Origin of the sequence: Sinorhizobium sp. 8-89 (assembly GCF_030124325.1) — a bacterium.
Taxonomy (GTDB): Bacteria; Pseudomonadota; Alphaproteobacteria; order Rhizobiales; family Rhizobiaceae; genus Sinorhizobium.
In genome coordinates this window covers 72151-87611 of record NZ_JASKLR010000003.1, presented here as the reverse complement: position 1 = coordinate 87611, position 15461 = coordinate 72151, and the positions used below count along the sequence as shown (strand labels likewise).

The 15461-nt window shown below is 61.6% G+C and carries 14 protein-coding genes; 11 read left to right on the top strand and 3 right to left on the bottom strand.

Annotated elements, in window-relative coordinates:
• Nucleotides 1-12: 12 nt before the first annotated feature.
• On the bottom strand, nucleotides 13-684 hold the full coding sequence (locus QN219_RS07740) for a TetR family transcriptional regulator C-terminal domain-containing protein (protein ID WP_283999021.1): 672 nt from the start codon (nucleotides 682-684) through the stop codon (nucleotides 13-15).
• A 375-nt stretch (nucleotides 685-1059) separates the two neighbouring features.
• Here QN219_RS07740 and QN219_RS07735 point away from each other — a divergent pair, with 375 nt between their 5' ends.
• Entirely contained in the window at nucleotides 1060-2310 is a 1251-nt protein-coding gene (locus QN219_RS07735) for a Zn-dependent hydrolase (RefSeq protein ID WP_283999020.1), read from the top strand.
• A gap of 81 nt (nucleotides 2311-2391) precedes the next feature.
• Nucleotides 2392-3846, top strand: coding sequence for a dihydropyrimidinase (hydA, locus tag QN219_RS07730; protein WP_283999019.1), 1455 nt, complete (start codon nucleotides 2392-2394; stop codon nucleotides 3844-3846).
• 58 nt (nucleotides 3847-3904) lie between these two features.
• On the opposite strand, the gene QN219_RS07725 is transcribed toward hydA, so the two are convergent.
• On the bottom strand, nucleotides 3905-4318 hold the full coding sequence (locus QN219_RS07725; RefSeq protein WP_283999018.1) for a cupin domain-containing protein: 414 nt from the start codon (nucleotides 4316-4318) through the stop codon (nucleotides 3905-3907).
• A 121-nt stretch (nucleotides 4319-4439) separates the two neighbouring features.
• Between QN219_RS07725 and QN219_RS07720 the strand changes: the two genes are divergently transcribed.
• The 9 genes from QN219_RS07720 (at nucleotide 4440) to QN219_RS07680 (ending at nucleotide 14795) form a co-directional block, all read left to right on the top strand.
• Nucleotides 4440-5231, top strand: coding sequence for an ABC transporter ATP-binding protein (locus QN219_RS07720; protein WP_283999017.1), 792 nt, complete (start codon nucleotides 4440-4442; stop codon nucleotides 5229-5231).
• Entirely contained in the window at nucleotides 5221-5700 is a 480-nt protein-coding gene (locus QN219_RS07715; RefSeq protein ID WP_405052099.1) for a GNAT family N-acetyltransferase, read from the top strand. Before QN219_RS07720 ends, QN219_RS07715 begins: the two co-directional genes overlap by 11 nt.
• A complete protein-coding gene (locus QN219_RS07710; RefSeq protein WP_173509422.1) occupies nucleotides 5697-6032 on the top strand; it encodes a hypothetical protein in 336 nt (111 codons plus the stop codon). Before QN219_RS07715 ends, QN219_RS07710 begins: the two co-directional genes overlap by 4 nt.
• Before the next feature lie 2 nt (nucleotides 6033-6034).
• Nucleotides 6035-6919 (top strand): ABC transporter permease, encoded by an 885-nt coding sequence (locus QN219_RS07705; RefSeq protein ID WP_283999015.1) that lies wholly within the window; start codon nucleotides 6035-6037, stop codon nucleotides 6917-6919.
• Nucleotides 6916-7785: an ABC transporter permease gene (locus QN219_RS07700; protein ID WP_283999014.1), complete on the top strand. Its 870-nt coding sequence runs from the start codon at nucleotides 6916-6918 to the stop codon at nucleotides 7783-7785. The genes QN219_RS07705 and QN219_RS07700 overlap by 4 nt, the downstream gene beginning before the upstream one ends.
• A 149-nt stretch (nucleotides 7786-7934) precedes the next feature.
• Nucleotides 7935-8927, top strand: a complete 993-nt coding sequence (locus QN219_RS07695) for an ABC transporter substrate-binding protein (protein ID WP_283999013.1) — start codon at nucleotides 7935-7937, stop codon at nucleotides 8925-8927.
• A gap of 534 nt (nucleotides 8928-9461) precedes the next feature.
• Nucleotides 9462-10649 (top strand): efflux RND transporter periplasmic adaptor subunit, encoded by a 1188-nt coding sequence (locus QN219_RS07690; RefSeq protein WP_283999012.1) that lies wholly within the window; start codon nucleotides 9462-9464, stop codon nucleotides 10647-10649.
• A gap of 14 nt (nucleotides 10650-10663) precedes the next feature.
• A complete protein-coding gene (locus QN219_RS07685; RefSeq protein ID WP_283999011.1) occupies nucleotides 10664-13969 on the top strand; it encodes an efflux RND transporter permease subunit in 3306 nt (1101 codons plus the stop codon).
• A gap of 145 nt (nucleotides 13970-14114) precedes the next feature.
• Complete coding sequence (locus QN219_RS07680; RefSeq protein WP_283999010.1) at nucleotides 14115-14795, top strand: Crp/Fnr family transcriptional regulator; 681 nt, start codon at nucleotides 14115-14117, stop codon at nucleotides 14793-14795.
• A 28-nt stretch (nucleotides 14796-14823) separates the two neighbouring features.
• Here QN219_RS07680 and ureG read toward each other — a convergent pair whose 3' ends face one another.
• Nucleotides 14824-15435, bottom strand: coding sequence for an urease accessory protein UreG (gene ureG, locus QN219_RS07675; RefSeq protein ID WP_283999009.1), 612 nt, complete (start codon nucleotides 15433-15435; stop codon nucleotides 14824-14826).
• Nucleotides 15436-15461 lie beyond the last annotated feature (26 nt).

Here is a 15461-nt window from a genome sequence, read left to right as displayed (position 1 = left end):
TCATCCAGCGACCTATCCTCCTTCGTCGTGCTCCGACGAGGGTTGCTCGCTTACCTGCAGTCCGTCGACGAACAACCGCTCAAGGAATCGCGCGGCATCCTCGAAGCGCCCGTCGCCGGCGTTCTCCTGTCCTAGCACGGCGCGAACCTGCACATCGAAGTCGGCATAGTGCTGCGTCGTGGACCATATTGCGAAGATCAGGTGATAGGGATCGCATTTGGCGATCTTGCCGGCCTTTGCCCATGCGCGGATCACCTCGGCCTTCTCGTCGACGAGTGCTTTCAACGGGCCCTTCAGCTCGTCCTCGATATGAGGCGCCCCCTGTAGCACTTCGTTGGCAAACAGCCGGCTTTCGCGCGGGAACTCGCGCGCCATCTCCAGTTTTCGGCGGATGTAGCTACGGATCTCGGCAACCGGGTTTCCGTCGGCATTGAACTCGCGCAGCGGATCGAGCCAGGTATCGAGCACGCGGTCGATCAGCGCACGGTGCATCGCCTCCTTGGTGCGGAAATAATAAAGCAGGTTCGGCTTCGACATGCCCGCCACTTCCGCGATCTGATCAATGGTCGAGCCGCGAAAGCCGTGGGCCGAAAAAACCTCCAGCGCCGCCTCGAGGATCTGCTCCTCCTTCTCCTCCTGTATGCGTGTACGCCTCTGGGTTCTGGCCGCTCTCGGAAGTACCATATTGCCCCCCTGCCCGCTGCTTGCGCACAACAACAATGGCGCCGTGCGTCTTCTGCGGACGCACAAAGCTGTAGCGCCTTGAATTGCTGCATGTTTTTGTCCTTGAATCGAATATGATCCAATGAACATGCAGCAGCCCGACTTGCCCAAAATTCGGACGCGCCATCTTTTTGGGCAGCAACTCCGATTTTTTGTTTTTCCGGCTTGAGTGCCGCCACGGAAGTTGTAATGTTTACCAACCGGTCAAATTATCAGCCAGTTTGTCGACAAAGGCAACGACTGATCGAAAGGCACCAACAACAAAGCCTGGATTTGACCGGCGGGAACATGAGGGCTGCACCGCAAGGGGCAAACCAAAAAAATGAGGAGAACGCCATGGCAGCACCTGGCGAGAACATGCGCGTCAATGCTGACCGCCTGTGGGATTCGTTGATGGAAATGGCAAAGATTGGCCCCGGCGTCGCCGGCGGCAACAACCGCCAGACATTGACGGACGAGGACGGCGAGGCTCGCCGGCTTTTCCAGTCCTGGTGCGAGGCGGCCGGGCTTAGCATGGGTGTCGACAAGATGGGCACCATGTTTTTCACCCGCCCCGGCACCGATCCGGACGCACTGCCGGTGCACATCGGCTCCCATCTGGACACACAGCCGACGGGCGGCAAGTTCGACGGTGTGCTCGGGGTGTTGAGCGGTCTTGAGGTCGTGCGCACGATGAACGATCTCGGCATTCGCACCAAGCACCCCATCGTGGTGACGAACTGGACAAATGAAGAGGGCGCGCGTTTTGCGCCCGCGATGGTCGCGTCCGGCGTGTTTGCCGGGGCTCTTACGCTTGACTACGCCTACGCCCGCAAGGACCCGGAAGGGAAGTCGTTCGGCGACGAACTGAAACGCATCGGCTGGCTTGGCAACGAAGAAGTGGGTGCGCGCAAGATGCACGCCTATTTCGAATACCACATCGAACAGGGGCCGATCCTGGAGGCCGAGAACAAGCAGATCGGCGTCGTCACGCACTGTCAGGGCCTGTGGTGGCTGGAAGTTACACTCACCGGCCGCGAAGCCCACACCGGCTCGACGCCGATGGACATGCGCCTCAACGCCGGTCTCGCCATGTCACGCATCTTCGAAATGGTTCAGAAGGTTGCCATGGAGAACCAGCCGGGCGCTGTCGGCGGTGTCGGCCAGGTGTTCTTTTCACCCAACTCGCGCAACGTGCTGCCCGGCAAGGTCGTCTTCACCATCGACATTCGCTCGCCCGACCAGGCCAAGCTCGACGGCATGCGCGCGCGCATCGAGGCCGAGGCGCCGAAGATCGCCGAGGCGCTGGGCGTCGGTTGTTCGATCGAGGCGGTCGGCCATTTCGATCCCGTGACCTTTGATCCGAAACTGGTCGCAACCGTTCGCGGCGCCGCCGAGAAGCTCGGCTACAGCCACATGAATCTCATCTCGGGCGCCGGCCACGATGCCTGCTGGGCCGCGAAGGTCGCCCCGACGACGATGATCATGTGCCCCTGCGTCGGCGGGCTCAGCCACAACGAGGCGGAAGACATCTCCAAGGAGTGGGCCTCCGCGGGGGCCGATGTCCTCTTCCACGCCGTGGTCGAAACGGCCGAAATCGTGAAGTGACATCATGGGCGGGACGATGGTTCCGCCCTTTTTCTTGGCCCCTCCGGCGGCCGAAAACACAATCGCAAGGGAACATAGCCAATGAGCACTGTGATCAAGGGTGGAACCATCGTCACGGCCGACCTCACCTACAAGGCTGATATCAAGGTCGAGGGCGGCAGGATCGTCGAGATTGGCCCGAACCTCTCCGGCACTGAAACGCTGGATGCGAGCGGCTGCTATGTCATGCCCGGCGGCATCGACCCGCATACCCATCTCGAAATGCCCTTCATGGGCACCTATTCCTCGGACGATTTCGAAAGCGGCACGCGCGCGGCACTCGCCGGCGGCACGACCATGGTCGTCGATTTCGCGCTCCCCTCGCCCGGCCAGTCGCTGCTCGAAGCGCTCACCATGTGGGACAACAAGTCGACGCGCGCCAATTGCGACTATTCCTTCCACATGGCGATCACCTGGTGGGGCGAGCAGGTCTTCAACGAGATGGAGACCATCGTCAAGGAAAAGGGCATCAACACCTTCAAGCACTTCATGGCCTATAAGGGCGCGCTGATGGTTGATGACGACGAGATGTTTTCCTCGTTCCAGCGCTGCGCCGGGCTCGGCGCCCTGCCGCTCGTCCATGCCGAAAACGGCGACGTTGTCGCCCAATTGCAGGCGAAGCTGCTCGCCGAGGGCAACAATGGCCCCGAGGCGCACGCCTATTCGCGGCCGGCCGAAGTCGAAGGCGAGGCCACCAACCGTGCGATCATGATCGCCGACATGGCCGGCTGTCCGGTGTATATCGTCCATACCTCCTGCGAGCAGGCGCATGAAGCGATCCGCCGCGCCCGCGCCAAGGGCATGCGCGTCTTCGGCGAACCTTTGATCCAGCATCTGACGCTCGATGAAAGCGAATATTTCAACAAGGATTGGGATCACGCCGCCCGCCGCGTGATGTCACCGCCCTTCCGCAACAAGCTGCATCAGGACAGCCTCTGGGCTGGGCTTGCCTCCGGTTCGCTGCAGGTGGTGGCGACCGACCATTGCGCCTTCACCACCGACCAGAAACGCTTCGGCGTCGGGGACTTCACCAAGATCCCGAACGGCACCGGGGGGCTGGAAGACCGGATGCCGATGCTGTGGACCTATGGCGTCGCCACCGGCCGCATCACCATGAACGAATTCGTCGCGGTGACCTCGACCAACATCGCCAAGATCCTCAACATCTATCCAAAGAAGGGCGCGATCCTGGTGGGTAGCGATGCCGACCTCGTCGTCTGGGATCCGAAGCGCTCGAAGACGATCTCGGCGAAAACCCAGCAATCGGCGATCGACTATAACGTCTTCGAGGGTAAAACGGTGACGGGCCTGCCTCGCTTCACGCTCACCCGCGGTGTCGTTTCGATCGAGGAAGGCATGGTCAAGACGCAGGAAGGCCACGGAGAGTTCGTCAGGCGCGAGCCCTTCCCCGCCGTCAGCACGGCTCTTTCTACATGGAAGGAAGTGACGGCGCCGCGCGCCGTTCAGCGCACCGGCATTCCGGCAAGCGGGGTTTGACGCACACCAGATGCCGCATCTGTCACCCACGTCATCGACAACATCGCTTTCCGGAGCGTTAGGCCGGCACCAGCGCATCCAGTTCGGGCAGCAGCACGACGCTTTCCTGTTCCTTCGGATCTGTCCGGGCAATCACCGCCGAGCACGGCTTGTCGGAGAGATTGGCGGGCAAATGCGGCACGCCGGCCGGGATGTAGAACATCTCGCCGGCCTTGACGATCACATGCTCCTCGAGCCGATCGCCGAACCAGGTATGCGCCTCGCCGGCAAGAATGTAGATCGCGGTCTCGTGGCTCTCGTGCAGATGCGCCTTGGCGCGCGCCCCGGGCGGCATGGTCAAGAGATGCATGCAAATACCGGTCGAGCCGACCGTTTCCTGGGCTATGCCCTCGAAATAATTAAGCCCCTGCTTGCCGGCATAGGCATCGCCCGGACGAACCACGCGACAGCCAGAATTGGATGATCGAGACATGACCGCTCTCCAGAATTCGCTGAAAAACCCTCAACAGACGGCATCGGCGGCAAATCCACGATTGCATGTTGCAGGTTCGGATAGCAGTCTGCCACAGGCAAGCCAGAATGAGAATCCGCCCATGACATCCAATTCTGCCTCCGTGGTCTCGGCTCGGGATCTCGGCCTCACGTTCCAGACCAGCGACGGGCCGGTCAATGCGCTGACGGGCGTAAACCTCGACGTGGCCAAGGGTGATTTCGTTTCCTTTATCGGCCCGTCCGGGTGCGGCAAGACGACGTTCCTGCGCGTCATTGCCGACCTCGAGAGACCGACCTCCGGCGCTATCACGGTCAACGGCATGACGCCCGAAGAAGCCCGGCGGCACCGCGCCTACGGCTATGTTTTCCAGGCCGCCGCGCTCTATCCCTGGCGCACGATCGAGAAGAACATCGCCTTGCCGCTCGAAATCATGGGCTATTCGAAGGACGAGCGGAAGGCACGGATCGAGCGTACGCTCGAACTCGTCAATCTCTCGGGTTTCGGCAAGAAGTATCCCTGGCAGCTTTCCGGCGGCATGCAGCAGCGAGCCTCGATCGCCCGCGCGCTCGCTTTCGACGCCGATCTTCTTCTGATGGACGAACCTTTCGGCGCACTCGACGAGATCGTCCGAGACCACCTCAATGAGCAGCTTCTGAAACTCTGGGCACACACCAACAAAACCATCTGTTTCGTCACCCACTCGATTCCCGAGGCGGTGTACCTTTCGACCAAGATCGTCGTCATGAGCCCGCGCCCGGGCCGCGTGACCGATATCATCGAATCCACTCTGCCCCGGGAGCGGCCGCTCGGCATTCGCGAGACGCCGGAATTCCTGGAAATCGCCCATCGCGTCCGAGAGGGCTTGAGAGCGGGGCATAGCTATGATGAGTAGCGGTTCCGCCAACATCACGTGCCGGGACGCCGTCATCGCGGATATGACGGCATGTGCCGGTATTCTCAACCGCTGGATCGATGCTACGCCCTGGATGCCGAGAGTGCATGCTGCAACCGACGTGGAGCGGTATTACCGGGAAACTGTCTTCGCGGACCGCGCGATCATCGTTGCCGACCGCGAGGGTGAAGTTGTTGGCTTTGTCGCCCTGTCATCGGAGGCCTTCGTCACGGCGCTCTACGTTGATGAACGCCACCGAAGGGGCGGTGTCGGCGCCCGGTTGCTGCGCGAGGCAAAGAAACGCGCCCCGGACGCGCTCAATCTGTGGACTTTCGAGCGTAACGCGGACGCACATCGCTTCTATGAGCGCGAAGGCTTCGTCGCGGTTGGGAGAACGGACGGCGAGAACGAGGAAGGTTTGCCCGACAGACTCTACAGCTGGCATGCCGCAGGAGGTCAGCGAGCATGAACCCCGCCTATGTTCTGTGGCTTCTCCTTGCCACTTTCATATTTCTTGGCGGCGCGACCGCATCGCGCGCTTACGTCTCCAGCAACAGTGTTCCCGTGCTGCTGCTCGCTCTGGGGCTCTATGTGATCGGCAACCTGATCATGGTGAAGCTGATGCGCGAGGGAGGCCTGGGGCTCGCGATTTCCCTGTCGGCCGTGGTGCAGCTGGTGCTCGTCAACCTCATTGCCTTCACGCTCTTCGGTGAGAAACTGAGCACGACGCAGATGGCGGGCGTGCTGCTCGGAATCGCCGCGATGGGGTTGATGCTGCTGCCGACCAGCGGAAGGGCCTGATCATGCGCGAACAAAGCTTTCTCAAGGACAAGCTGTTGCCGATCAGCACCGTCGTCTTGCTATTGATCGCCGTCTGGTATGTGGCGGCCGCTTTCCTCAACGCGCCCTTCGAGCGCGATACGGCGGCGCGTGCCGGCACCGAAATCGGCTTCTCCGAGATCGTCCGGAACACGATGGCACAGGAGCGGCCCGTGCTGCCCGCCCCCCACCAGGTCGTCGCCGAAATCTGGGATACGACCGCCAACAAGGCGATCACGTCGAAGCGCAGCCTCATCTATCACGCCTGGATCACGCTTTCCGCGACGCTGCTCGGCTTCGGCATCGGTGCCGCTCTCGGCGTCCTGCTCGCCGTCGGCATCGTCCACAACCGTGCGATGGACAGGTCCTTGATGCCGTGGGTGATCGCCAGCCAGACGATCCCGATCCTCGCCATCGCGCCGATGATCATCGTCGTTCTGAACGCCATCGGCATCGCAGGGTTGCTGCCGAAGGCGCTGATCTCGACCTACCTTTCGTTCTTCCCGGTCGTCGTCGGCATGGTCAAGGGATTGCGCAGCCCGGAAACGATCCAGCTCGACCTCATGCACACCTATAATGCCTCACCGGCGCAGACCTTCTGGAAGCTGCGCTGGCCATCCTCCATGCCCTACCTCTTCACCTCGCTGAAGGTCGCGGTCGCCATCTCGCTTGTCGGCGCCATCGTCGGCGAGTTGCCGACCGGTGCGGTGGCCGGGCTTGGCGCCCGCCTGCTAGCCGGATCCTATTACGGCCAGACCGTGCAGATCTGGGCGGCCCTGTTCATGGCGGCAGCGCTCGCGGCCGTCCTCGTCATGATTGTCGGCTTCGCCCATTCGGCCGTTCTCAAGCGCATGGGGGCCAAGCCATGAATATTCCCGTTTTCGCCGGAGCCGTGCTCTTCTGGCTCGCTGCCTGGGCTTTCAACGAATGGCTCGTGCGCCAGCACTTTGCGCACCGCACAGCCGCCAGCGCCGCGCGCTTTGCCGTTCCCCTCCTCTTCGGCATCACCATTCTCGTGCTTTGGGAGGGTATCGTCCGCGGCTTCGGCATTCCGTCGGTGCTGCTCCCAGCGCCGTCGATGATCTGGCAGCGCCTAGTCAACTCCCTGCCGACGCTGGCGGCCGACTTCCGGCAGACTTTTCTTAAGGCCGTACTGACCGGCTATGCGCTCGGCTGCGGCCTCGGCTTCGTCGTGGCGATCCTGATCGACCGCTCTCCCTTCCTGCAGAAGGGTCTGCTGCCGCTTGGCAACTTCGTCTCCGCCCTGCCCGTCATAGGCGTGGCGCCCATCATGGTCATGTGGTTCGGCTTCGACTGGCAGTCGAAGGTCGCCGTCGTCGTCATCATGACCTTCTTCCCGATGCTGGTGAACACGGTTTCGGGTCTTGCCGCCGCAAGCCACATGGAACGCGACCTGATGCGAACCTACGCGGCGACATGGTGGCAGACACTCGTCAAGCTGCGATTGCCCGCCGCCTGGCCTTTCATTTTCAACGCGCTCAAGATTAACTCCACGCTGGCGCTGATCGGCGCGATCGTGGCCGAATTTTTCGGAACGCCCATTGTCGGAATGGGCTTCCGGATCTCCACGGAAGTGGGCCGTATGAACGTCGACATGGTCTGGGCCGAGATCGCCGTGGCGGCGGTGGCTGGCTCCGCCTTCTACGGGGTGGTCGCGCTCGCCGAGCGGGCCGTCACGTTCTGGCATCCGTCCGTCCGCAGTGGACGGGCCTAACGCATGTCGCCCGAAAGTGTGCAGCGGTTTCGGGACAACGACATGCATGCAAACAAAGACTTAAAGCGCGTCGCCGGGCTCCTATTGAATGCGGCGCGCTTTAAAATGAAGCGACAATGGGAATAAACCAACAATAAAAGGGAACAGACATGAACAAGAAACTTGCATCTCTGCTTGCAGCCGGCGTCTTTTCGCTTGCCGCCTTCCATGCCAATGCCGCCGACAAGGTTACGCTGCAATTGAAGTGGGTCACCCAGGCCCAGTTTGCCGGCTACTACGTCGCCAAGGACAAGGGCTTCTACGAGGAAGAGGGCCTTGAAGTCGATATCAAGCCGGGCGGTCCGGATATCGCCCCGGCGCAGGTGATTGCCGGCGGCGGAGCCGACGTCATCGTCGACTGGATGCCTTCCGCCCTCGCCACGCGCGAAAAGGGCGTGCCGCTCGTCAACATCGCCCAACCGTTCAAGAAGTCCGGCATGATGCTGACCTGTCTCAAGGAATCCGGCGTGACGAGCCCCGACAACTTCAAGGGCAAGACGCTCGGCGTCTGGTTCTTCGGCAACGAATATCCGTTCCTCTCCTGGATGTCGCAGTTGAAGATCCCGACGGATGGCGGTCCGGAAGGTGTGACCGTGCTCAAGCAGGGCTTCAATGTCGACCCCCTGATCCAGAAGCAGGCGGCCTGCATCTCCACCATGACCTACAACGAGTATTGGCAGGTGATCGACGCCGGCATCAAGGCGGAAGACCTCGTCACCTTCAAATACGAGGACCAGGGTGTAGCCACTCTCGAGGACGGGCTTTACGTGCTCGAGGACAAGCTCAAGGACCCCGCCTTCAAGGAAAGAATGGTGAAGTTCGTCCGCGCCTCCATGAAGGGCTGGAAATATGCCGAGGAGAACCCGGACGAGGCTGCCGATATCGTTCTCGAGAACGATTCCACCGGTGCCCAGACGGAAAAGCACCAGAAGCGCATGATGGGCGAAATCGCCAAGCTGACGGCCGGCTCGAACGGCGCTCTCGATGAGGCCGACTTCAAGCGCACGGTCCAGTCGCTGCTCGCCGGCGGCTCTGATCCGGTCATCTCCAAGGAGCCGGAAGGCGCCTGGACGCACGAAGTGACTGACGAAGCGCTTAAGTAAAAAGCGGTAACCAATGGAAAGCGGAGCGCGCGGCCCTTGCCGCGCGCTCTTTTCCTTGATGCCTGCCGCCTGCTGCAGCATTCAAAGTGCTGCGGCTACCTTTGTGCATCGGAAGGGGCGGGCGCTGCAGGATCAAGCCGAGGCCACAGACAAAAGGTCGCGCCTAAGTTGAACCCTTTGCCGCACTACCAGTATTGCATCGCGAGACACACAAGAATAGAAATAATGAGGCACCATCGCTTCAGCAACCTTGTAAGCATTTCGCGCGACGATTACATAGGCCAAAGCGTTTGGGTGGGCAGGCGCAGGGAGGAAATCGTTTTCTTAAGCAATACGGTTTAGGGAACTTTTTCCTGGACTCGATGTATTCGGTTTGAAACCGCCTGCGTTGGGGCAGAGATTTTTAAGCTTGTGGGCCACGACTGCCAACTGGCGATCCGCCGCCGGCACTGGGACACAAAAATAGCGTGAATTAAGCCAGACCTTCGCCATCCAGGGCGATGTCCGGCATTTCATTTTTTGGGAAATTGGCCGATGGCTCAGAGACTCCTACCCCTTTTCAGCGCCTGTGCCGCAATGACGCTGGGCGCATTTTCCAGCGCCTTTGCCGAAGAAGCCGTCAAGCCGCAACAATCGCAGCCGCTGCCCTCTATCGTCGTTACCGAGGCGGTGCAGCAATCGATCAGTGACCGCGTCATCGCGACGGGCTCCATCGAGGCGGTCGAGGAAACCTATGTTTCGCCGCTGGTCGACGGTCTCTCCATCCGATCGCTGAATGTCGATGTCGGCGACAAGGTAGAAGAAGGCAGCACTCTGGTCGTGCTCAACGACGATGCGCTTCTCTTGCAGAAGAGCCAGCTCGAAGCCAATCTCGCCAAAGCGGAAGCCGCTCTCGCTCAATTGCGCGCCCAGCTCGCCGAGGTCACGGCGAATTCCGAGGAAGCAACGCGGGTCGCCGACCGTGCAGCGCGGCTGTCTGAAAACGGCACCGTACCGACGGCAGAGGCCGATCGCGTGAGGGCACTTGCGGTCGCCGCACGCGCCCGCGTCCGCTCCGCCGAGCAATCCGTCGGCGTTGCCACCGCTGACATCAAGGTGGTCCAGGCCCAGATCGATGATATCGACCTCCGCCTCGCCCGCACCGCGGTGAAAGCGCCCGTCAGCGGCGTCATCTCCGTCAAGAACGCCAAGGTCGGCGCCATCGCCAGCGGCAACGGCGAGCCGCTGTTCGCGATCATCCGCGATGGCGTCATCGAGATGAAGGCGGATGTGGCCGAAGCAGACATCATTAAACTTGCGGTCGGCCAGCCGGCGACCGTCAGGCTTGCCGGCAGCAGCACGACGATCGAAGGCAAGATTCGCCTGATTGCACCGATCGTGGACCCGCAGACGCGGCTTGGAAAAGTGCATATTACTCTCAGCGACACCTCCAAGGCCCGCTCCGGCATGTATGCCGCCGCGACCATCATCGTTCAGCAGAAGCAAACGGTTGTTTTGCCGCAAACGGCTGTTACAGCAGAAGACGGTAAGGCGATCGTCCGTAAGGTCGAGGACGGCGTGGTCCGGCTGGTTCCGGTCGTAACCGGTATCCAGGACGGACAGTACGTCGAAATCCTTTCCGGCCTCAAGGCAGGTGAACAGGCAGTGGCAAAGGCCGGCGCCTATGTACGCGATGGTGACCGCATCAAGCCGGTCAAATCCGCGCAACCGGCAACCAACTGACGGGAACAGCGACCATGAACTTCTCCGCCTGGTCTATCCGCAATCCGGTCGCGCCCATCCTGGCCTTTTTTGTACTGGTCGTGCTCGGCTGGCAGTCGTTCAATTCCTTGCCGATCACCCGCTTCCCGAACATCGACGTGCCGATCGTTCAGATCAGCGTCACGCAGAGCGGTGCCGCCCCCGCCGAACTCGAGACCCAGGTTACCAAGGAGATCGAGGATGCGGTCGCGGGTGTTTCGGGCGTAGACCACATCCAGTCGACGATCACCGACGGCAGTTCCACCACCGCTGTCATCTTCCGCATGGAAGTGCCGACGACTCAAGCCGTGCAGGACGTCAAGGATGCGATCGACCGCATCCGCAGCGACCTGCCGACCTCGATCGAGGAGCCGATCGTCTCCAAGGTCGACGTCGAAGGCCAGGCGATCCAGACGTTCGCCGTGTCCTCCCCCGGCATGACGCTCGAGGAACTCTCCTGGTTCGTCGACGACACGATCAAGCGCGCGATCCAGGGTAAAAGCGGCATCGGCCGTGTCGACCGTTACGGCGGCTCCGACCGCGAAGTCCGCATCGAACTCAATGAAGACCGGCTGAACTCCTTCGGCATCACGGCCGCCGATGTCAACGGCCAGCTTCGCCGGATGAACATGGATCTCGGTTCCGGCCGCGGCCAGGTCGGCGGCAGCGAACAGGCGATCCGTACCCTTGGCGACACGCGCGACGTAGCCGAGCTTTCCAATACGATGATTTCGCTCCCGAACGGTCGCTTCGTTCGCCTGTCGCAACTCGGCACGGTGACCGACACCTATGAGGAGCCGAAGTCGTTTTCCCGCTTTAACGGCAACCCCGGCGTCACCTTCGCGGTATTCCGCGCCAAGGGCGCCAGCGAAGTGACGGTCGCCGAAACGGTCGCCAAGACGCTCGACGAAATCCGGGCGAAACATCCGGATGTCGCGATCGAGATGGTGGACGATTCGGTCTACTTCACCTACGGCAACTACGAGGCCGCTATTCACACGCTGATCGAAGGCGCCCTGCTCGCCGTCCTCGTCGTAATGCTGTTCCTGCGCAACTGGCGCGCGACATTGATTTCGGCGGTGGCGCTGCCGCTCTCGGCCATTCCAACCTTCTGGGTGATGGAGCTTCTCGGTTTCTCGCTCAACCTCGTGAGCTTCCTGGCGATGACGCTCGCGACCGGTATCCTCGTCGATGACGCAATCGTGGAGATCGAGAATATCGAGCGGCATATCCGCATGGGCAAGTCGCCTTACAAGGCCGCGATCGAAGCGGCGGACGAGATCGGTCTTGCGGTGATCGCCACCACGTTCACCATTATCGCGGTCTTTGTCCCGGTCTCGTTCATGCCCGGTATTCCGGGCCAATACTTCATCCAGTTCGGCCTTACGGTCGCTGTCTCCGTGTTCTTCTCGCTGCTGGTCGCCCGCCTGATCACGCCGGTGATGGCAGCCTACTTGATGAAGCCCACCGACGTCGGCGGCGGCCACCACGGTGACGACGACAGCGCGATCATGAAGCTCTATACGGGCCTCATCCGCGTGACGACGCGCTGGCGCTATACGACGCTTCTCGCCGCCATCGCCTGCCTCGTCGTTTCCGTCTACTTCCTGTTCCAGGTTCCGGGCAGCTTCCTGCCGCCCGAGGACGCATCGCGCGTCAGCCTGTCGATCGAGCTTCCGCCGGACGCGATGCTCGAGGACACGGATCGGACGACAGCGGAAATCTACAACCGCGTCAAGGACATCGAAGGCGTCGAAAACGTCTTCGTGCTTGGCGGCGCATCGCCCAAGGGCGACCTGGAGCTGCGTCGCGCTGCCGTGACCGTGCTTCTCAAGAAGCTAGACCATTCGCTGATCAACAAGATCGTCAACGATGTCATCGGCCGCACGCCGCTGATCGGCGAATACCTGCCGAAGTTGCCACCCGCCGGGCGCACCAAGCCGCAGTCGCAGATCGAAAAGGAGATCTTTGCGCGGCTGCAATCGATCCCGGACGTTCGGGTCATCAAGCTGAACGACCGCGGCGAACGCGACCTGTCCTTCAACTTGCTCTCGAACAACGAGGCGGATCTGGACGCGGCCGTGGCGACCCTCGAGGCGAAGCTGCGCAGCGATCCGCTGCTCGCCAATGTCAGCCCCGACGGCGCGCTGCCGCGGCCGGAGCTGCAGATCCGTCCACGCGCTGACCAGATGTCCCGCCTTGGCATCACGACCGCCCAGATCTCCGAGGTGATCCGTGTCGCTACGATTGGCGACATCGACGCCGCGCTCACGAAGATCGCGCTCGACGGCCGGCTGATTCCGATCCGGGTTCAGCTCAACCGCGATTTCCGCACCGATATCGCGGCGATCCGCAACCTGAAGATCCAGACCGCATCGGGCGCTACGGTTCCGCTTTCAAGCGTCGCGGACATCAACTATTCGGAAGGCCCGAGCTCGATCAAGCGCTACGACCGCAACCGCGTCGTGGCACTCGGCGCGGACCTGCCGATCGGCGTTGCGCTCAACACCGCGTCCGATCGCTTCAAGCAGATCGCGGCCGAAGCCAAGTTGCCGGGCACCGTCGAGTTCCTCGAAAGCGGCGATGCCGAAGTGCAGGCCGAGATGCAGCAGAGCTTCGGCAACGCCATGCTGCTCGGTCTGATGATGGTGCTGGTGGTGCTTATCCTGCTGTTCAAGGATGTCATCCAGCCCTTCACAATCCTGTTCTCGCTGCCGCTCGCGATCGGCGGCGTGGCGGCCGGGCTGATCCTCACTCAGAACGCGCTCTCGATGCCCGTCCTGATCGGTATCCTGATGCTGATGGGCATCGTCACCAAGAACGCGATCCTGCTCGTCGATTTCGGAATCGAGATGATGCATCACGGCATGGACCGGGGATTGGCGATGATCGAGGCCGGCCGCAAGCGCGCGCGCCCGATTGTCATGACGTCGATCGCCATGTCCGCGGGCATGCTGCCGTCGGCGCTCGGCGTCGGCGAAGGCGGCTCCTTCCGCGCACCAATGGCGATCGCGGTGATCGGCGGCATCATCGTCTCGACCGTGCTGAGCCTCGTTGTCGTTCCTTCCTTCTTCCTGATCATGGACGACCTGTCGCGGCTGCTCGCCCGCATCTTCGGTCGGTTCGTCGGCAAGAAGGACGAGGAAAACCTGCCGCTCGACAGCGCAGCGCTCACCGAACGGGTGGCCGAGCACGGCGATACGATCGAGGAACTGCAGGAGCGCATCAAGACGCTGGAAGCGCAGCGTGACGGCAAGTCCGACCGCAAAGTCATCAACCATCCCGCGCTTGCTGCAGAATAGAGGCGTCTGCGTCAGCAGACGCGAACCGTTACCTGAAGCCCGCGCACCCACGCGCGGGTCATATTTGTGAAAATTATTTGATTAGGGTCAATCCGCATGTCTCGATGACCGATTAGGGTCGGTTCGATCCATTCGGGATGGCACGATGAAGACCCTGCGACTGACCTCTAACGATAGAGCCGTTCTTCTCGCTTCACGTTTCTTCGCGAGACTACCGCGGGCGACGGCAGAGGCGATCCTCGACGGGACAATCGTTTCCACCCACGAGGAACACGACATCCTGTTTCGTCAGGACGAGCCGGTCGACCACGTCTTCTTCGTGCTCTCGGGACTTATTCGTCTCTATCGATTGGGCAAGGACGGCCGCGAAGCCGACATCGCCGTTTTTCCCAAGGGCGAGATCTTCGGCGAAAACGCCATGTTTCTGGACCATCGCGCCACTGCCAACGCACAGGCGGCCGAGCCTCTGATCGTCGCGCGGCTTGAAAGCCGCAAGCTCCGCCAGCTTGCTGCGGAGAACACCGACGTCGCCCAGGCGCTCATCGAACTTCTCTGCCATCATGGCAAGATGACGGAAGACTGCCTTGCCGAGGATCGTCTGCTCACCGCGCCTCAGCGGGTCGCGAGCTATATCCTCAGCCATTGTCCGGATGGGCTGAGCAGTTTCTCCTTCCGCCTGCCGTTCCAGAAGAACGTCCTTGCGGGCAAGCTCGGCCTTGCGCCGGAGGCTTTGTCGCGCGCCTTTTCGATGCTCCGCCAGTCGGGCGTCACCGTAAAGGGCCGTGTGATTGAAATCCGCGATCGGCAGGCGCTCGAGAGGTTCTGACCCGTCCGCGTCGCGCGGTCTAGACTGACTAAAGCCCTCCCTCCACCGTCAGGAATTCGACGATCCGGTCGACACCGTCGCCGCGCTTCATGTCCGAAAACACGAAGGGCTTTGCCGCGCGCATCCGCGTCGCATCCCGCTCCATCACGTCGAGATCGGCCCCGACATAGGGTGCGAGGTCCTTCTTGTTGATCACAAGGAGATCGGATCTGGTGATCCCCGGTCCGCCCTTGCGCGGAATTTCCTCACCCTGGCAGACCGAGATGACGTAGATCGTCAGGTCGGCGAGGTCGGGAGAAAAGGTCGCCGCCAGATTGTCGCCACCGGATTCGATGAAGACCACGTCGAGATCGGGAATCCGGCGATTGAGATCGGCAATCGCCTGGAGATTGATCGATGCGTCCTCGCGGATCGCCGTATGCGGACAGCCACCGGTTTCGACGCCGACGATCCGCTCCGACGGCAGCGCCTGCATGCGCACCAGCGCCTCGGCGTCTTCCTTGGTGTAGATGTCGTTGGTGACGACGGCGACGGAATATTTCTCGCGCATCGCCTTGCACAGCTTGTCGGTTAGCGCCGTCTTGCCGGAACCGACCGGGCCGCCGATACCGACGCGAAGGGGACCGTTTTTTGATGGCATCTTTGCGTGTCCTTTCAGAATGCGGC